Origin of the sequence: Paenibacillus taichungensis (assembly GCF_050994985.1) — a bacterium.
Classification (GTDB): domain Bacteria; phylum Bacillota; class Bacilli; order Paenibacillales; family Paenibacillaceae; genus Paenibacillus; species Paenibacillus taichungensis.
This window is the reverse complement of the sequence record NZ_CP194720.1, coordinates 5,479,166-5,497,927: the sequence shown is the minus strand read 5'-3', so window position 1 is coordinate 5,497,927 and position 18,762 is coordinate 5,479,166. Positions and strand designations below refer to the sequence as shown.

Annotated in this window: 18 protein-coding genes; 14 read left to right on the top strand and 4 right to left on the bottom strand. The window is 47.4% G+C overall.

Annotation, left to right across the window (positions count from 1 at the left end):
- Positions 1–37: 37 nt before the first annotated feature.
- Entirely contained in the window at positions 38–2,371 is a 2,334-nt protein-coding gene (locus ACR1R9_RS24720; RefSeq protein ID WP_163759014.1) for a ribonucleoside-diphosphate reductase subunit alpha, read from the bottom strand.
- 761 nt (positions 2,372–3,132) lie between these two features.
- Here ACR1R9_RS24720 and ACR1R9_RS24715 point away from each other — a divergent pair.
- The 9 genes from ACR1R9_RS24715 to ACR1R9_RS24675 all read left to right on the top strand — a co-directional run bounded on the left by ACR1R9_RS24715 (position 3,133) and on the right by ACR1R9_RS24675 (position 10,047).
- Positions 3,133–3,459 carry an MTH1187 family thiamine-binding protein gene (locus ACR1R9_RS24715; protein WP_076290594.1) on the top strand — a complete coding sequence of 109 codons (327 nt, stop codon included), beginning with the start codon at positions 3,133–3,135 and terminating at the stop codon, positions 3,457–3,459.
- 211 nt (positions 3,460–3,670) lie between these two features.
- The gene (locus tag ACR1R9_RS24710; RefSeq protein ID WP_076290592.1) at positions 3,671–4,039 is read left to right on the top strand and encodes a hypothetical protein; all 369 of its coding nucleotides are present in this window, start codon (positions 3,671–3,673) and stop codon (positions 4,037–4,039) included.
- A gap of 25 nt (positions 4,040–4,064) precedes the next feature.
- Positions 4,065–5,297 carry an exo-alpha-sialidase gene (locus tag ACR1R9_RS24705; protein ID WP_433922436.1) on the top strand — a complete coding sequence of 411 codons (1,233 nt, stop codon included), beginning with the start codon at positions 4,065–4,067 and terminating at the stop codon, positions 5,295–5,297.
- A 102-nt stretch (positions 5,298–5,399) separates the two neighbouring features.
- Positions 5,400–5,504 carry a hypothetical protein gene (locus tag ACR1R9_RS24700; RefSeq protein WP_017690880.1) on the top strand — a complete coding sequence of 35 codons (105 nt, stop codon included), beginning with the start codon at positions 5,400–5,402 and terminating at the stop codon, positions 5,502–5,504.
- A 42-nt stretch (positions 5,505–5,546) separates the two neighbouring features.
- Positions 5,547–5,654: a YjcZ family sporulation protein gene (locus tag ACR1R9_RS24695; RefSeq protein WP_217504721.1), complete on the top strand. Its 108-nt coding sequence runs from the start codon at positions 5,547–5,549 to the stop codon at positions 5,652–5,654.
- Between the two features lie 167 nt (positions 5,655–5,821).
- Positions 5,822–6,130, top strand: coding sequence for a hypothetical protein (locus tag ACR1R9_RS24690; protein ID WP_076290590.1), 309 nt, complete (start codon positions 5,822–5,824; stop codon positions 6,128–6,130).
- Between the two features lie 576 nt (positions 6,131–6,706).
- Positions 6,707–7,303 (top strand): RNA polymerase sigma factor, encoded by a 597-nt coding sequence (locus ACR1R9_RS24685; protein ID WP_433922437.1) that lies wholly within the window; start codon positions 6,707–6,709, stop codon positions 7,301–7,303.
- The gene (locus ACR1R9_RS24680; protein ID WP_433922438.1) at positions 7,300–8,280 is read left to right on the top strand and encodes an anti-sigma factor domain-containing protein; all 981 of its coding nucleotides are present in this window, start codon (positions 7,300–7,302) and stop codon (positions 8,278–8,280) included. Before ACR1R9_RS24685 ends, ACR1R9_RS24680 begins: the two co-directional genes overlap by 4 nt.
- 243 nt (positions 8,281–8,523) lie before the next feature.
- Entirely contained in the window at positions 8,524–10,047 is a 1,524-nt protein-coding gene (locus ACR1R9_RS24675) for an HD-GYP domain-containing protein (RefSeq protein WP_433922439.1), read from the top strand.
- On the opposite strand, the gene ACR1R9_RS24670 is transcribed toward ACR1R9_RS24675, so the two are convergent.
- Positions 10,040–10,693, bottom strand: coding sequence for a phosphatase PAP2 family protein (locus tag ACR1R9_RS24670; protein ID WP_099858816.1), 654 nt, complete (start codon positions 10,691–10,693; stop codon positions 10,040–10,042). The genes ACR1R9_RS24675 and ACR1R9_RS24670 overlap by 8 nt on opposite strands.
- Positions 10,694–10,925: 232 nt before the next feature.
- Between ACR1R9_RS24670 and ACR1R9_RS24665 the strand changes: the two genes are divergently transcribed.
- From ACR1R9_RS24665 to ACR1R9_RS24650, 4 genes are all read left to right on the top strand, one after another.
- Positions 10,926–12,341 (top strand): sensor histidine kinase, encoded by a 1,416-nt coding sequence (locus ACR1R9_RS24665; protein WP_076290586.1) that lies wholly within the window; start codon positions 10,926–10,928, stop codon positions 12,339–12,341.
- Positions 12,342–12,549: 208 nt separating this feature from the next.
- Positions 12,550–13,707, top strand: coding sequence for an MFS transporter (locus ACR1R9_RS24660; RefSeq protein WP_256716877.1), 1,158 nt, complete (start codon positions 12,550–12,552; stop codon positions 13,705–13,707).
- Positions 13,708–13,727: 20 nt separating this feature from the next.
- Positions 13,728–14,408 carry an oxidoreductase gene (locus ACR1R9_RS24655; protein ID WP_256716871.1) on the top strand — a complete coding sequence of 227 codons (681 nt, stop codon included), beginning with the start codon at positions 13,728–13,730 and terminating at the stop codon, positions 14,406–14,408.
- A gap of 147 nt (positions 14,409–14,555) precedes the next feature.
- Entirely contained in the window at positions 14,556–14,930 is a 375-nt protein-coding gene (locus ACR1R9_RS24650) for a RidA family protein (protein ID WP_076290583.1), read from the top strand.
- A gap of 96 nt (positions 14,931–15,026) precedes the next feature.
- Here ACR1R9_RS24650 and ACR1R9_RS24645 read toward each other — a convergent pair whose 3' ends face one another.
- Positions 15,027–15,785, bottom strand: coding sequence for a tryptophan-rich sensory protein (locus ACR1R9_RS24645; protein WP_175382131.1), 759 nt, complete (start codon positions 15,783–15,785; stop codon positions 15,027–15,029).
- 232 nt (positions 15,786–16,017) lie between these two features.
- Here ACR1R9_RS24645 and ACR1R9_RS24640 point away from each other — a divergent pair, with 232 nt between their 5' ends.
- Positions 16,018–16,965, top strand: coding sequence for an arsenic resistance protein (locus tag ACR1R9_RS24640; protein ID WP_076290743.1), 948 nt, complete (start codon positions 16,018–16,020; stop codon positions 16,963–16,965).
- A gap of 164 nt (positions 16,966–17,129) precedes the next feature.
- Here ACR1R9_RS24640 and ACR1R9_RS24635 read toward each other — a convergent pair whose 3' ends face one another.
- Positions 17,130–18,761: a response regulator transcription factor gene (locus ACR1R9_RS24635; protein ID WP_433922440.1), complete on the bottom strand. Its 1,632-nt coding sequence runs from the start codon at positions 18,759–18,761 to the stop codon at positions 17,130–17,132.
- Position 18,762 lies beyond the last annotated feature (1 nt).

Sequence of the window (18,762 nt, the reverse complement as noted above, 5' to 3'; positions counted from 1 at the left end):
TCGTAGATCTAGTGAGCTTTCAGCATCACGATAAAACTTAGCTTGCGCAAGAATCGCATTCTTCAATAGTCAATGCCCGACTGCGGACATAATAAGTTGATTTAATGCCGGCTCTCCAGGCGTGCAGATGCAGTTCCAGGAACTCCGTTGCTTTGATATCTGGACGAACATACAAGTTGAAGCTTTGTCCCTGATCGACGTGGCGTTGACGGGCAGCGGCCATATTGATGGAAGCATGTTGGTCCACCATGAACGCTGTTTTGTAATACCAGATCGTTTTTTCGGACAGGTCAGGTGCCGGGTTGGCAATCTTGTATGTCGTTTTCTCTTCATAGGACAACAGTTCATAAAGCGGATCAATGCTGGCTGTTGAACCTGCAATGATGGACGTTGAACCATTTGGTGCAATAGCGAACAACCAAGCGTTACGTACACCGTTTTGCTGTACTTGGGCTTGCAGTTCTTTCCATTGTTCAGTTGTAACGAATTCGCCTACGCGCTCACCTGTAGTGTAATCCCGTTGGTCGAAGTATTTGCCTGTTTGCCAATCGGAGCCTTGGAATTTCGGATAATGTCCTTTTTCCTTGGACAGTTCCATGCTGGCTTTCACGAGCAGATAGTTAATTTTTTCATACAGATTATCGTTATATGTGACTGCTTCTTCCGATTCCCAACGAATGCCTTCGAGGGCAAGCAGGTGATGAAGTCCGAATGTTCCCAGACCAACCGCACGGTATTGACTGTTGGTGTATTGGGCTTGCAGCACTTCAATGTTGTTGATATCGATAACGTTGTCCAGCATACGAACTTGAATCGGTACCAGACGCTCCAATACATCATGAGGCACAGCACGTGCTAAGTGAATGGAGTTCAGGTTGCAGACTACGAAATCGCCCGGCACTTTGGAAATCACGATGCGGGTTTGTCCATCTTTGGTTACGAGCTCTTCCTTTTCAACTACAGTTGCAGATTGGTTCTGCATGATTTCGGTACAAAGGTTGGAAGAGTATACCATGCCGTGTGCACTGTTCGGGTTCGAACGGTTAACCGTATCCCGGTAGAACATGTAAGGCGTACCGGTTTCCAGTTGGGATTTCATAACACGTTTCATGATGTCAATCGCCTGAACCGTGATACGGGACAACAGCGGGTGGTTGACCGCTTCTTCATATTTCTCACGGAACGCGCCTTCGCCTACGGACTCATCATAGAAATCTTCCAGTCCGAGTGGACGACCGTTCTCATCTTTCCAGCCCATCACTTTTTTCGTTTCATGCGGGCAGAACAGGCTCCATTCGCCGCGGCTCGCTACTCGCTCCATGAACAGGTCAGGCAGGCAGATGCCGTGGAATACGTCATGCGCACGCATCCGCTCGTCACCATTGTTCAGCTTCAGGTCGAGGAATGCCAGAATGTCTTTGTGGAAAACGTCCAGATAAACAGCGATCGCACCTTTACGTGTTCCGAGTTGGTCTACGCTGACCGCAGTGTTATTTAGTTGGCGAATCCAAGGGATTACACCAGAACTTGTATTTTTGTGACCCCGGATGTCCGAACCACGAGCTCTGACTTTACCGAGATAAACGCCGATGCCGCCACCCATTTTGCTGAGACGTGCTACATCTGTGTTGGAGTCAAAGATGCCCTCAAGGGAATCATCCACGGTATCGATGAAGCAGCTGGAGAGTTGTCCAGCCACTTTTTTACCCGCATTGGACATTGTAGGTGTAGCTGCTGTCATGTACATGTTGCTCATTGCCCAGTAAGCTTCCTTAACGAGATCCATACGTCTCTCAGCAGGCTCCTGATGCATCAGGTACATCGCGATAACCATGTAACGCTCTTGAGGCAATTCCATGACTTTTCCGTCAAAGTCGTGAGCGAGGTAACGTTCTGCCAGTGTGAGCAAACCGATGTAGTCGAACAACAGATCGTTTCGGTAATCGATGCATTCAGCAAGTTCGTCGATCTGCTCTTTGGTGTAACATTCCAGCAGTTCTTCGCGGTAGATACCTTTCTTCACAAGATCCACTAGAAGGGGGTGGAAAGCACCGTAAGGCTCTTCCGGGTATGATTTGTATCTGCGGTTGGTTGCCGCTTTCTTGTAAAGGGAAGTAAGCAGGGAGCGTGCCGCTGCGAATTTCCAGTTAGGCTCTTCCTTCGTTACCAGTTCCAGAGCGCTCATCATAAAAGCGTTGCTGATCTCGTCTCCGGTAACTTCGTCACGACGGAGCTTGCTGTTTACCCCGCGTACCAGACGTTCCTTGTCGAGCATGTCCAGTCCTTCCAGAATACGATCTGCATATACCGAGATGCGCATATCATCAAAGGCAAGCTGGCGGTTGTTCGGCTTGGTCACAACTTGTGGCATGAATATTCCTCGCTTTCGCATGTTTAAGAGATAAATTGGAGAAATTCTTTATATAAAGAATTGAGTGTCTTCTTACGGTGAGATAAAGATATAAGCTGCATATTATGGACTGAACGGCGGTAGTAGCGAGTCTTGCATCATATTGCACATAGGAGCAGCACTCAGAACATGGTCACATAAAAAGCATTCCCCTTGCCTCGCGGCTGAAAATGCCCATGGATGCCCTGAGTTCCTTGCTGTCTATAATGATTCAAAAAAAGACAGAAAAGGGTGCTTATGTAATCTTTTGTCTATAGCAGACACGCCTGTAATTAGAGGATACCGGTGCAGTCCAAATAGCCCCGTTAACCTCCGAGTCAAGTCTGTTTCGAGAAAGCGATTTACACCTACAGGGACGTGCCTTTAGAGGTGATTTCATCCTGTTTTTCGCGAGATTTCAGAAGATGACTAATAGAAGTGGGGTGATTTAATATTACTACATTTTGTTGCTGTTCTCTTACTGTAACCCAACATATAGTGTTTGTAAACAGGGTCAACACAGTAAAACGTAATTCCGAGTATACCATTTAAGCCAGGATTCCGCAAAGGAAAAGGACTGGAAGATTTGAAGATTTATCAAAAAAAATTTTTGTTTAAATCAGATGACGTTATCACGTCAGTTTGAATTGTGGCTCCTTCAACTGGTAGAATAAAAACAGGCAAAAATCGACTAAAAATGAGCGGCACCGGTATCTTGCGGGGCCCAAGGGAGGCCGAGCGAAATGGCAATAGCAGAAGTGACCGTAATTCCAATTGGCACCGGGACGACCAGCTTGAGCAGTTATGTGGCAGACATGCAGAAAGTATTGGAAAAACAGCGGGGCATTACATATCAGTTGACCTCCATGAGTACCATTATCGAAGGCCCGCTCAATGAAGTATTTACAGCAATTGCGGCCTTGCACGAAGCTCCGTTTCTATCCGGGGCCCAGCGTGTCTCCACTTCTGTCAAGATTGACGATCGTCGTGACAAACCCGACGCTTCCAGTGTGCAGAAGTTGCAATCTGTTCAGGAGAAACTGGCATCCCGTCAGACACGTCCGAATTAGTGGCAGTCCACAGAGAATAAAATAGATTTATAGATTACTGCAAGTTTCCATTGTATGGAGCTTGCAGTTTTTTGCATTTCATTGGATCAACAAGGGCGGATTTTTGTAGGACATACGTGAGTTTTGCCGTGGCATTTATCTGGGGGTTACATATTTTACATTAAACTGACAACCTTTGTCGGCAGATGTATAGAGGAATGGAGGGATTACAATGCCTTACACTACAGGTCTCCTCTTTAACTCTCCTAATGGGAGTGATCGAGCTACTCAATTAATTGTCACCTGTTTGAATGATTCTCTCAATATTCCAGCCAATATCGAGCTTCAGGTCTTTCGCTGGGATACTTCCCAGACAACCCGAATCCCTATTGGTCATGATCTGTTCCAATTGACTCCCCAGGCATCTAGAACGTTGTTATATACGCTAAACACAGCAGATTATTTTGAGGTTCAGAGCGATTATTTCAGTGCAACAAGCACGGTTATTCAGGTATTCAGTTTGGACTCCACCGGAAATATCCTGCAGCGTGTGTTGCAATCGGAGATGGTATGGGTAGACCGATTCACAAATATTCCATAACCCCAATATAACGGAGGTGAATGAAATGCCGGTTGTAAATATTACAGGAGCATTGGGTGGGAACCAGTTTGAACCGTCGATTGCAGTAAATGAATTGTTACCCAATATAATGTGTGTTGTGGCAGTCGATACAAGTACTGGGCCAACACTTACTGGATTATATCGCTCCATTGACGGAGGGCAGACCTGGTCAACGACTACCTTGCCTCAACCTGCGGGTTACGCCGGAGCTGAAGCCCCCACGATTGATTACACATTCCCCAGTACGTTTATTGTAACGGTTCATGTTTTTAATGGGGATAATGACGGGACCATTATTAGTTATACTTCAATGGATGACGGTCTCACATGGGCTCCCCCGGTGTTTGTAAACAGAGGATATGGTCTCATCGTTCACAATGATGAACCGTATATAGCGTGTGATCGAACACCTGGTAGCCCGTATCGTGGTAATGCTTATGTTGGATACACGCCGCTCGCAACAGCGGCATCATCAATCTTTTTGCAAAAGTCTCTGGATCAGGCTGCGACCTGGCAATCGCCAAGCCGGATTTCCAGTCCGAGAGGCTTCCACGATCGGGCGGCAATCGCAATTGGATTTACGGGTGAAGTCTATGCCGGGTATATAACCACGGGTCCAACGAGCCCGTATGCCTTGTTAAGGATATCTTACGACGGAGGTGCGACATTTCAGCCTCCAGTAAATAATCAGTCGACCCTAATTTCTTCGGTGGTACCTGCACCTTCTCCCTTACCTGTACCCAATTATGCGTTCCGTGTTCAAACGAATCTGAGTCTGGGTGCAGATATTTCCAACAGTATCTACAGTGGGACAGTCTATGCAGTCTGGAATGACGCCCGAAATGGATATACGGATGTACTCATGTGTCAATCGCCAGATGGTTTGCTTTGGAGCGAACCGGTAAGTATAACGGGAGCACCTGTAGGATCACAGAATTTCTTTCCTTCGATTTCCGTATCACCATTTACGGGAGTAATCCGCGTCATCTATTATTCCAACCAGATAAATGGATTTTTGTTAGATGTATATGTAGCTGAGTCCTCTAATGGGGGAGCGACATTTACGAACAGAAGACTCACAACGACATCCTTCAATCCGAATGGGAATTCACCTGTACCAACAGTGCTCATTGGTGACTATATCACAGCCTATACACAGTCACCTGATAACTTGGCCGCCGTTTGGATGGCGACAACACAGCCAACAGGAAAACTAGATGTGTATTTTGGTTCATAGTCATACCTCAACTGAAACCTGGCCCATTTTTAACAAGAGCCCGGTCTCCCGAGTGACTTTTGCATATAGTGAACTGTACCTCAAATAAAAGGAGGGTTTTGCATGAGTGGAGTTGTAGGTGGATACGGCGGCGCATGGACATCGACTGGTGCCATTTTGGTTCTCTTCATTTTGTTGGTTATCATTTCCAAAGCATTCCTCATCTAATAGACCCTTAACACCTAAACCATTGGTAAAGGAGGAATCTCCATGAGCGAAGTACTTGGAGGCACAGGATACGGCGGCTGGACATCAACTGGTGCCATCTTGGTTCTGTTCATTCTTCTCGTTATCATCACTAAATCTTTCTGGGTATAATATGTTTGAACTCCGCCGGGTAACCGGTGGGGTTTTTTTTGGTTTGGGGACAAGCTTACAGGAATAGTGAAAACGCCTATTTTGTCAAAGTAGGGCCATAGCCCGGTCCAGAGGTAGGCAAAATACATAGCTTAGGGGTGTAGGCAAATGTTAAGGAGGAATGAACAATGAGCGAAGTAAAACCGAATTCACCGAACGGACAGGGACACGTATACGGACATATGGGAGGGTATGAGCATATGCAAGGATACCAATACACAGGTCATGAAATGCATGGGTACGGATATGGTTGTACAATGCCAACGGGGTATGGCTACGGCTACGCTCATCATCCCAATCATGCTCCAGTGCTGCATGGGTATCACCATGGTTGTGGAACTTCCTATGGACATAGCGGAGGAAGCTGGGGATCCATGGGTACGATTCTTGTACTGTTCATCCTGTTGGTCATCATCTCCAAAACGATGTTTATCTAGATCTTACAATAGCAACTGTATCAGGGAGTTGATCCATACAACTCCGATGAAAGGCGCCGAGATTGTATCGGCGCCTTTTGGCTGTCTGTTCATCTTTTTATTAAAAGTGGACATGGAAAAACACCCGGAACCCAATTCCGGGTGCTTTGTGTATGTTTTCAATCTTCTCAAGAATAAGTGACATCCAAAACAACAAAAGCCCTACCTCTCTTTTGTCCTTGCGGCTCCGATGACCGCGCCAGTGTGAATGGGAACATCTTGTGAAACTCTGTACTACCGGGTTATTGTGATTCAGGTTCTTCAATCTTCATAGGTTAATGTGCATGTTCGCTGCGGTCGCAGCATGAAGAAAATATTCCGGGGTTTAAAGAAGACAGAAAATCATATGAGGTTGTTTAAATACCAACTCTTAGAGTATACCACAGGCTGTAATTTTTTGCAATATAAAGGAAGGTTGAAGCTTTTTTTGAAAACAATTGCGAAAACATTTCAGATTTTTTCTTCAATAAGGTAATCCTCTTCAAATGATTCTGCGTAGGTTATAATAAGAGGGATGACACGGAAAGGGGCCCTCGCATGACTGAACCAATAGAGGACAGCAGGTTAATGCGGCAGATTGCAGAGCGAGATGCTTCCGCACTGGAGCTTTTATATGACCGCTACGAGCGGGCGGTGTATTCTTTTGCTTATCGGATCGTTGGTGATCCAATGACAGCAGAAGAGACTGTCCAGGAATTATTCCTGCGGGTCTGGAACAATGCTGAACGATATGAGGCCTCACAGGGGAAGCTGACCACGTGGATGTTCGCCATTACGCGCAACATTGCAGTGGACATGCTGAGGCGAAAATCCAAAAGCGCAGCTACGACCTCAGTGGAAAACGAAACACTGGCGGCATATGCCGATGAACATACAAATACAGAAGAAGAAATAGAGCGTAAATGGGAAGGCGTCCGAATTAAAGAGGCCTTGTCCCAGTTGAATGGTGACCAGCAACAGGTCATTGAATCGATCTATTATGCAGGCTTAACGCAACAGGAGGTATCCAGCAGATTCGGGATTCCGCTGGGTACGGTAAAGAGCCGTGTCAGGCTTGCGATGCGACAGCTTCAGAGGCTGCTCGCCGATGCTGAAATGCATCCGGACGCGGGAAGGGAGGGCATACATCCATGATAGAACGACATGAGGAATGGTCTGATCTGGCACCGGTGTATGTGCTGGGAGGACTCGAAGCGGAGGAAGTGGCAGCATTTGAAGCGCATTTGGCCAATTGCGAGTCTTGTCGCCAGGAGGTGAGGGAATTGCAGGAAGTAACAGGCTTCCTGCCACTCGCGGCGGAACCCGTTGCACCGCCGCCTGGCATGCGAGCACGTGTGCTGGGCAGCGTGCTCGGACATGCGCAGGAGAGCGCCGGAACGAAGCCGGCGGCTGCTCCTGCGCAGCCTGAAGCACCCGCGGTGCTTCAGGGGGACCTTGCGCCGCAGCATGGAGCGGCGCAGCCCGGGCAAGGCTTGCCGCCGGAGACGGCGGTGCCTGCAGCCCGGGCAGAAGAGGCTGCACAGGCACAGCCGTGGCAGCCTCAAGGGCGCGCGCGTGCGCGCAGCAGCCGCGCCTGGCGCATAGCGAGCGCAGCCCTCGCGGCAGCGGCGCTCGTGCTCGGCATCTACGCCGGGCAGCTGCAAGGCCAGGTCGATTCGCTGAAGCAGCAAGCTGCGGGCTCATCGACGGTGCAAGAGCAGCTTGCTCAGGCGCAGGCACAGAATGCTCAGCTGCAAGAGCAGCTTGCTTCATCCCTGCAGCCTGCACAGGGAATGCAGACAGGCGAAGCCGTTAAGCTTAGTCCTGCAACACAGGACATTGTGGCCCGAGGTCTGGCTACCATCGTTATTGACAGCAAAGGCACTCACCTGGTCGTACAGGCGGAGAACTTGCCTACTTTGGAAGGGAATGAGGCGTTCCAGGTTTGGCTGATCAAGGGCGATACACCTCAGAATGCGGGGACCTTCCTAAGTCATAATGGAACGGGAGCGGTATACTATACGTTAGACTCTGCCAACGATTACGACACGGTCGCCATCACACTTGAACCGGATGCGATGGGTGATGAGCCGCGTGGTACAATGATTCTGGCTGCCAAGATTAAAGGATAAGAAATGTCTTGCCATATCAGGCTGTTTCCTACGGGGAGCAGTCTTTTTTGTATGGTTGTACGCGTACATATAAGTTAAATGAGCGATTCATAGTTCATTCCAGGATGGAGGTTTCCCATCCGTGAAATGAATTAATTTTTTCAGTCCGAGTAACCGATAACAAATAGGAGGCTGTACCCTTAATCTCCCTCTGTCATCATCAATGGGGAGAACTGGTTTGCAGCTAGAGAGTGAGGGGTTAGGGTGGAAGTATACCGTTCATTTATCTTTCGTCTGATGCGAAATTATCTTATCGGTTCATTGGGAGCTGTTTTTGTGGTAGGTACAGTCGTTATGGTGTCTACCTTACAAATACCAAACATTCAATTTGTACGACTCATTATCATTGTGTTGATTTCACTATTGTTTATGCTTGTTGCTGAACTGATGACGCTATGGGCTCAACTTGGCCCCATCCGGCAGTTTTTTGCCGCCGAGCATCATGAAAAGGCCGAATTGACAAAGATGTATGAAAGCATTCACCGATTTCCGGGAAAAACGATCTATCGCATTCTCGGTCCGCATATGCTTGGGTTTTCCTTACCTGCTGCCGGATTGACGATATGGATGATCTCTACAGGATGGCTGGAATTCCCATATGGATACGTCGCAGTTGCAGCTGCGTGCGCCTTATTGATCGCTGTGATGCATGCCCTGATTGAATATTTTCTGACCGTTCGGACCGTTCGACCGTTGCTGCTGGAAGTTCGCCGCAGAGGCAAAGAACAGCATGGCATGGAGCCATCGCTTGGAGGACGTGTCCTGGTGTCCATTCAGCGTAAATTTCAGCTGAGTACAGCGCTAATCGGTTTATTTCCATTATTTCTGTTCTTTCTGGCTACATCGATCCGTCTTCAGTATATGGATAGTGAGTTTGCGAAAGAGTATATTCTGTGGGCAGTTCTTATCGTTGTGTTAGGCGGGGGCTTCGCCCTTGTGGGAAGCTGGCTGCTGATTCGGGATGTTCGCGGACCGGTTGCGGAGCTGACTGAGGAGATGAACCGAATTCAAGAGGGAGATCTGGGCAGAAGAACGCCTGATTTGTACGCGGACGAATTTTCTGCGCTCATCTCTGGATTCAATATGATGATTAATCGGCTGGAAATGAGGCAGGAACGTAATCGGCAGTTGCTGCAAAGTTATTTTTCCACCCTGGCGGCTGCATTGGACGCACGGGACAAATACACGGCCGGTCATTCCATGCGAGTCGCGGAGTATTCCATAATGATTGGTAAGCTGAGTGGCATGAATGAAGAACAAGCCGATCTGTTATACAAGTCAGCACTGCTGCATGATATTGGAAAAATCGGCATACCTGATGAGGTGTTGTTGAAAGATGGGAAACTCACCGATGAGGAATTCGCCATCATTCGCACACATCCTGTTCTTGGGGAGAGTATTTTGTTACAGATTGAACCGATTGATGCGATGGCAGACTTCCTACCGGGTGTAAGGTCTCATCATGAAAGATATGATGGCAAAGGATATCCTGATGGCATAGCAGGCCAAGAGATTCCGCTGTTTGGTCGTATCATTGCCGTGGCTGATGCCTTTGATGCCATGACGTCTGATCGTCCATATCGGAATGGGATGAGTCATGAGAAAGCGCTATCTATTTTGGAAGAAGGAAAAGGGACCCAGTGGGATCCCTATTTTGCAAGTTTGTTTATTGATGAGTGGAGACGGCAACAGCATCTCCAGAAATCGTCGGAGCGAGGGGTCAGCTGATCCCCTCTGTCCACTTCGATTCCTTTCTGCGACGACGGTGCAGCGAGAGCCCGGTGATAATTGTGAAAACGCATTCGCCGAGTACGACCGCACCCAGGGCGTCATAGATTACATGTTGTTTAATCATTAAGGTGGACAATATAATTAATGCTGCACCAGCAGCAACTAACACCTTAACATGTTTGCGAATACTCTGAACGGAGAGAACAGCACGCATAACCAGATAAGAATGAAGGGCATGAATACTTGGAAAACAATTATATGGACGGTCCTGGCCGTAGAGCCATCCAAGGAGAGATGCGCCGAGACCTGTACCTGTTAACTCGGGACGCGGCACCATGGTCTGAAAATTAAAATAGATCAGGTAACAGATCCAGACACAGATGTTCATGGATAACAGGACGCGATAATAAGTGAGCCGATCTTTGGCGCATAAATAAGCCAAGACGCCGAAGACAAACGGATACCAACCCAGATAGGGTATGGACATGGAAGGTACATAAGGGATGATCCGGTCCAACGGGGAATTAAGAACATAGAACCCGCGCTCCGGACTATTCAAAATATCATAGAACATCCCCATGACAGCCAAGGAAAGCATCAAGCTTAACGACAGCCAGTAGGATTTGCTTTTTAATACGTGCACAACACCGTTTCTCCTTTCATCCAGGTTCGCAAGGAACTGGATCACAGCAAATAAAATCGAACAACAATATATTCTACTACGTTCAGCGCACAAATTGAATCCTGATTTGTGTATTTTTGTGCATTTTTTTGACGACGAAGGAATGTCGAAGGTTGAATGGGCATGATATGATAGAGATGTATACGGACTATAGGTTTTCTGTCAATGAATACACGACAACAGGAGTGAGTGAATGCAATTTTCAAAAATGTTCGTATTAAATATGGGGATGCTCATAACCATCGCTTACCTTGCTAGTGTGTTCTATAAATACATCGTAATACGAGCTTCATCACGAGTAAAACAGATATGTTCGTTGTTCGTACTTATTTTTGCAGGCTGGATCAGCACGGTATTTGGATTTCAGCTTAATGATGAAGTTGTCTTTGATCTTCGTTTTGTTCCTTTAATTGTTGCCGTTTTGACGTATAGACAACCCTATAGCGTTATTATCGTGGGTGTTGGGATTGGACTGACCCGGCTAACTTTTGGTATCAATGATGCTACGGTGGCTGCACTGATTAATATGTCCATTTTGGGCGTGGTGTGTGCAGGGTTGAATATATGGATGAGACGCAGTGACTATAGGTTAATTATTAAAGGTGTTATCGTCATATTGATTGTAAATGTGGTCAATAGTGTGAACATAGCTATTGTCGGCGTTATCCCGGCTACATATTTTTTCTCTCATATTATGCCGTATACCCTTCCTGTTGGTATTTTGCTTAGTCTTATTTTTGCATTTATTTTACGAGACTTCCAGAATGAACAAAATCGGATTTTGCTCATCCAGAGTACCAATCGTTTATTGTCTGTGCAAAAAGAAGAATTGCAGAAGGCTCAGATTGTGCTGGAGGATCGTGCCAAGCAGTTGATGATTGCTTCACAGTACAAATCGGAATTTCTGGCGAATATGTCGCATGAACTGCGGACACCGCTGAATAGTGTCATTAACTTTGCTCAGATGATCAGCGAGAACGGAGATACGATGGAACAGGAGGATATCGTACATTTTGCCACAATGATTGAGCATTCTGGTCAGGAGTTGCTAACGTTAATCAATGACATTCTCGATCTGTCCAAAGTGGAAGCGGGCAGACTGGATATCGTCTTGGAGGATATCAGTGTTGCACAACTCACGGAAGATGCCATGGCTCATTTCCAGTTGGTTGCCGAGAAAAAGGGAGTAGAGCTGAAGTTGGACAAGAAGCCAGGGCTACCAGAGACCCTATGGTCTGATCCCCAACGAGTCCAACAGATCTTGCGTAATCTCATGTCCAATGCCATCAAGTTTACACATCAGGGGAAGGTCACACTGACCGTAAGCACCAAGCAAATGAAGAAGTCAGGTATTCTGAGCCAATGGATTGTTTTCTCGGTGCAAGATACGGGAATTGGCATTGCTGAAGACAAACATCAATCCATTTTTGAAGCATTTCAACAGGCGGACGGGTCCATTAGCCGCAAATTTGGGGGAACAGGACTCGGCCTGTCTATCAGTCGGGATTTGGCCAGATTGCTAGACGGATCGATTGAACTTGAAAGCGCTGAGGGCAAGGGCAGTACCTTCTACCTCTATCTCCCGTTGAACCGTGAAAAAATGAGTTGACAACCATCACGCTGTGAGTAGAATTTGGGGTGACAACTAGCATCGACCGGCACTTGAAACCCGGTCTAAGGAGTGTATCCCCATACAGAAGACGGTCAACGTTAACCCTCCTCCGTTTGCAGGCAAACCACGGCGCAAGGGTTCGACACAACGCACGAATTTATCCATTGCAACATGGGAGGGTGTACCGGCAATTATTTTGCAGACGTTGCTGGGAGGCCCATTTTTAACCGGATTTCTGCTGTACCTTGGGGCCGGGTCAAGACATATTGGCTTTGTGCTCGCCATTACGACGTTTGTCAATATCGCTCAGATTGGAGCGGCTTACTGGATGCAGCGCATTCGCAGCCGCAAACGCATGCTTGTATTGTTTGTGGGGATACATCGCATCCTGTGGAGTTCGACGGGACTGATACCGTTCCTGTTCCCCAAGGAGTGGTGGGTAGGCATTTATATTGGTGTGTATACGGTTGCATTCATAGCCAATACCATTGGTGGTATGATCTGGACCTCGTTGATTGGAGATATCGTTCCTGCCAAGGTGAGAGGACGTTATTTCGGGATTCGAAATACGATTCTGAACGCACTTGGAAGCGTATGCTTATTTGCGGGAGGCATCGTTTTGGACCGTTTTCCTGGGGAGATGGGTTTCTTAATCCTGTTCATACCTGTGTGGATCTGCGCCATAGCTAATACGATTATTTATTGCTTTTACCCGGATGTACCTTTTGAACGTTCAACTGAAAAGGTTTTTTGGGGGATGTTCAAGAAGCCGTTTCAGGATCCTTCCTTTCTGAGGGCTGCACTGTTCCTCGCGGCCTGGTTACTGATCCAGACGTTGATCGTTCCGCTATTTTCCTACGTGATGCTTGACCTGCTTAACATTAATTATCAGACTGTATCCATAATTACCGTGGTGCAGACACTCGTTATGATGGCCGGATTCTATATCTGGGGCAATCTGAACGCGAGATTCAGCAACAAAACCTTATTATTTTGGACATTACCGATCATCGCACTCTCCTGTCTGTCATGGGGATTGATGTCGTTTATGCCTGTTTTGATAGCGCTTTTTTTATCCCATATTTTTCTCGGTATTGGTGTGGGTGGATTCAACCAGCTTGCTTTCAACTTCACAATCGGAGATACACCAAAAAGCGAAAGACCGATGTTTGTCGCCGTGTATTCGGCTATGACCGGAGTGACCTCGTTTCTTGGACCGCTGATCGGTGGTTGGTTGTATGAGAGAATGGAAACCTGGCCGGAAGCGATGAATTGGGTTTCCGCCTATGGCTTCCAAGTGGGTGTTGGTGCAGCGATGCTGGTTCTTACGTTTACGCTTGGACGTCGTGTGCTTCTGAAATAGAGATATGTGGAGGGATGTACTTGGAAAATCACGAACGGCAAGCCCTTGTGATTGGAGCTACCGGGCTTGTGGGTGGACTACTGGTACGCAGCTTGCTCCAGAACCCGGCTTATGGCCGGATTCGTGTATTGGTCAGACGACCACTCGAATTGGAACATGCAAAGCTGGAGCAGTATGTCGTGGACTGGGAACAACTTGAAGAGCAAAAAGATATATTTCGCGATGTTGATGACCTATACTGTTGCTTGGGTACAACGATTAAAAAAGCTGGCAGTCAGGAAAACTTCCGCCAAGTGGATTTTCACTACCCCGTAAAAGCCGCCATACTTGCCAAGGAGCATGGGGTATCCCAAATGCTCGTCATTTCTTCCATGGGAGCCGATGCCGAGTCACGTATATTTTATAGTCGGACCAAGGGAGAGATGGAAGAGGCATTATCGGCTATCGGTTTCGTTTCACTGCATATATTCCGTCCGTCGTTAATCCTTGGAGATCGCAAAGAAAAACGGTTGGGTGAGCAATTGGCAGCTCATGCCATGAAGTTTCTGGATCGCTGGATGAAAGGCAGAGTGGATAAATATCGGGCAATCCAGGCTTCAACCATAGCTCGGGCCATGATGAACATTGCACTTGTTCAAACCAGAGGAAATCATGTGTATTCCAATGACGTTATTCACGTGTTGGGATTGGATGAGTCCTGAGAATTCATGGTTTGTCCCTATCGGAATGAGAGGTAAGGATAGCCGTTTCTTGCCTGGGCCGGATCGTGGTATAATAAGCTTCAAAAATGAGTTCGAGGCTTGTCTCCTCGCGGCGGCAGGACAGCGAACATGAAGGAGAACTCATCCATGAAAAAACCAATCTCTACCGATCAGGCGCCAGGCGCCATTGGTCCATACAGCCAAGCCGTTGAAGCAGGTGATTTCATCTATACTTCCGGTCAGCTTGGCCTAAACCCGCAAACAGGAGAGTTCGGAGCCGATGTACAGGAGCAGACTCGTTTGTCCCTGAGCAATGTAAAGGCCATTCTTGAAGCAGCAGGCACGAGTATGGATAAAATCGTGAAAACGACTGTTTTCCTGAAAGACATGAATGATTTTGTTCCGGTGAATGAAGTGTACAGCACGTTCTTCGAACAGCCTTATCCAGCACGCAGCGCGGTTGAAGTCGCTCGTCTGCCGAAGGATGCACTTGTGGAGATCGAGGTTATTGCCCTCAAATAGGGAAGACTGATACTTGCCAAGCAAGGAAAGTTACATAAAAAGCCGATTTCTGGTCAGATGACCGAAATCGGCTTTTTTTTTATGAACAGAGGCGGGTCAATCCCGATCCTGATTACGGGCGAAGAACAGCCATACCGCATAAATGGCTAGCACGATTGCAATGATAATTGCCGTATAATATACGGAGGTAACGTCTTTTTGTTTGAGTGCGATGGCAATGTATGCCCATGTAAAGACAAGTGGGTATACACTATCCCGGTAAGGGAAGCTTACCAGTACAGCCAGCACCAGGCCTACAATTAACATGATGATGGTCCAAGTAGGTTCACTGAGTCCAAAGCCATCCCAGCCGATTTTATATAATAAAACAGCCGCATTGATAATGGTTGCCACGCTAACCCAGCCAAGATATATGCTGAACGGCAGCTTCACGAGCCAGATTTCGGCAGTTGTGGGAAGGGTGATTGCACGCGTTTTTAGATATAACATGATCAGGGACAACAGAAGCAGAACGATGACGACTAAGGCGAGACCGATTTTGAGATTTTGAAAAGCAAAAATCCACGCTACATTAAAGGCACAGCTTGCTAGAAACCAGTAACCGAGGCGGGTAATAGAGTCCCTTTTCCAAGAAGAGGGAACGAACTGATAGATGACAAAGCCAGCGAGCAGCAGATAGATCAGTCCCCATATGGAGAAAGCATAGCCCGAAGGGGTGAGCAATACAGGGTACATATCCGATACTTCCTTGTTGGTTCTGCCTCCAATAGGCAGCGCGTTGGAAAGGTAGTTTACTACGATAACAGCGATGAATCCAATCGCGTTTAACCACTTGTACGGATTGTTACGTGACATTGTGTTTCCTCCTTGGTTTTACAAAAATGAATGAACCACGGGTCAGTCTACAATGAATATACCCAGTTCTTTCGCATTCTAATAAGAAGCCGCAAAAAATTCACAGGATCGTTGTCTGGATACCCTGCGGTTTGCCGCGCTCTTATTCGCTGTAGTACGTCTCAATGTACGCTGGTTGAAGCAGAAATATGTTCACTTTGAAGGAGGAAGAAGGTTGTTTACGAGAGAAACGATGGAGAAACAACAAACATGGTTATATGTCGTTGCCCTATTCGTGGGAGCAGCGATTGGGCTGGGCACTCCTGAATGGGGGGCAGCGCTGCATTATACGGTTTCACCTGTGCTTGCCATTTTGCTATATAGCATGTTTGCACAGATTCCTTTTTTACAGCTCAAAGAATCCTTATCTAACCTGCGATTTATTGGAGCTTTGCTAGTGGCTAATTTTATCGTAGTGCCTGTGGTCGTGTGGTTGTTAACACTGGCGTTTCCGCAACCTCCTGCCGTGCTCATTGGCGTTTATCTGGTACTGCTAACGCCCTGCATTGATTACGTCATTGTTTTTACACAGTTGGGTCGGGGTAATGAGAAACTGATGCTGGCTGCAACGCCAATTCTGTTTGTTATACAAATGGTTTTATTGCCAGTATATTTGTGGCTGTTCATAGGGAAGGAAGCGGCACAGGTCATGCAAGTGGGGCCTTTCGTGGAGGCTTTTCTGTTCCTGATCGTTATTCCGTTGCTGTTGGCTATTCTTACGCAAGTTATGACCAAAGGCAAGACCGGAGGAGAACGGGTGATGAACGCAACCGCCTGGCTGCCTGTACCCATGATGGCTTTGGCCTTGATAGTGGTCGTCGCGTCGCAAATCGGGAAGGTCTACAATGATTTTGCTGTAATTGTGGATGTTCTGCCCATCTATATTATTTTTCTGATTGCTATGCCCCTCATCTCACGAATCATAGTGGCTCTATTCCGATTGGACACAGGCGCAGGCAGGGCCGTTATTTTCAGTGCAGGCACCCGAAATTCGCTTGTTGTTCTGCCATTGGCACTTGCATTGCCGCAAGAGTGGGCCACATTTGCTGCCGCAGTGATTGTAACCCAGACGATCGTTGAGCTGGCGGGAGAATTAATCTATATTCGTATTATTCCTTCCGTCGTACTACGGGATCGCTGATTCCTTTAGAAAAGAAGTCAGGGTGTATCCATTAAGATTCATCCATATATGTAAAAAGGAAAGGGGCTGTTCCCAGAGTCATGAACATGACGGGATGCCCCTTTTATCGTTTAACGAATCGAGCACGTTCTATTAGACGAATTTCCACAGATCCGGCGGCTCAATTAAGCATTTCCGTCAGATAATGTTTTACGGTATTCCCCCGGTGTGATGCCCTCCATTTTTTTGAACACTTTACTGAAATACTTCTCGTCCTGATAGCCGACCATCTCCGAGATTTTTGCAATTCGTAGGGAAGGGTTCTGTAACAGCAGCTTGGCGTTATTGATTCGCAGTTTGCCCAAATACTCGGACCAGTTCAATCCGAACTGCTGTTTGAATTTGCGAGATATATACTCGCGACTCAGATAGAACCGTGCAGCAATCTGCTGCAGAGACAGGTCCTCCTGATAATGAGCATCCATATAACGTGCAATCTCACTCATTGGGTCCGGTGTTGCATGATGATGTGCAGTGAGGGCCTTTCCGGCTGCGAGCAACCGCTGTTCCAGCAGGGAGCGGAGCAAGGGCAGCGATAATAGTCCGTCACGGTCCAAAGGCAACTCGGCGAATGGGATGGATTGTTCATCTATCGCTTCATCTTCATCCTTCGGTGGGGCGCCTGCGGCATCGTCGAGCCAACGGCCAATCATCCATTCCATTTCATCCATCCATTGCTGTATCTGCTCCGCTGTTATGACATCGAGCCGGGTGATGGGATCCATCCATTCTGCAACCGCATTGGACACGCTGGAAGCGCGCCCACTCATAGATGCCAGTCGTAAGGACTCCTCAAAGGTAGATAACCGCAGCCCTTTGTTTCCGTTGGAGGACTCCATTGCATCGTGAATGCACTGTTTCGTTTGCAAGGCATTGCGTCGCCACAACCGAATACTAGCTTCCTGATAGGCTCCCGAGGTTCCGGTAGGATAAAACTCACAGCTGGAGATACCGAAATGAAGACGGCGTTGAATGGTCTGCTCCAAACCATCGTTCACTTTTTCAAGAATGTTTTGAAGTGTCGAGCACTGACCCCAGTATAGGAGAACCACTTCATCCGGCTGATCAAGCTGGCGGAATACGACACCTTCGGCAGGTGGGGATAACATCTCCGCACAAATATTTAGCACAGAGAATACGAGCAAATCAGGCTGGCTGCGATACTTTGCCAAGCATTGAGCATCGAGATGGGAAAGGCTGGTGACTGCCACACTGCAACTGTGGATCTGCTTGGGCAGATTTAATTCATCCCGCAGCCGCTGGAATTGGGTATTGTTGCTTCCGCGTCCAACGACAAGCTCTGTGAGCAGTCTGTCATGATAATGCGGACGCATCTGATTGACCACCATGGATTGTCTTGTGGACTGCACACGAACAGCATCGTCTTCTTTCCAGGCTTCGACTGCTCTAAATAAGGAAGAATTCAGTTCGTCTGCTTCGACTGGTTTGAGCAGGTAGTCCGTACCTCCATATCGAATCGCATGTCTGACCAGTTCAAAATCATCATACCCGCTGATGACCAGTACCTTGCTGTGCGGGGCATGAACAGATATCCATTCAAGCAGAGCCATACCATCCTTGCCAGGCATTCGCATATCGCTGAGTACAATTTGCGGTTGATGAGCCGTAATAGCAGCGACCGCTTCGTGACCATCTGCCGCTTCATACAAGGTATCAATTCCTGCGGCTTCCCATTGACCAAGCAGCTTAATCGCATCGCGGACGTGTTTTTCATCATCGACAATCAAGGCTTTCATG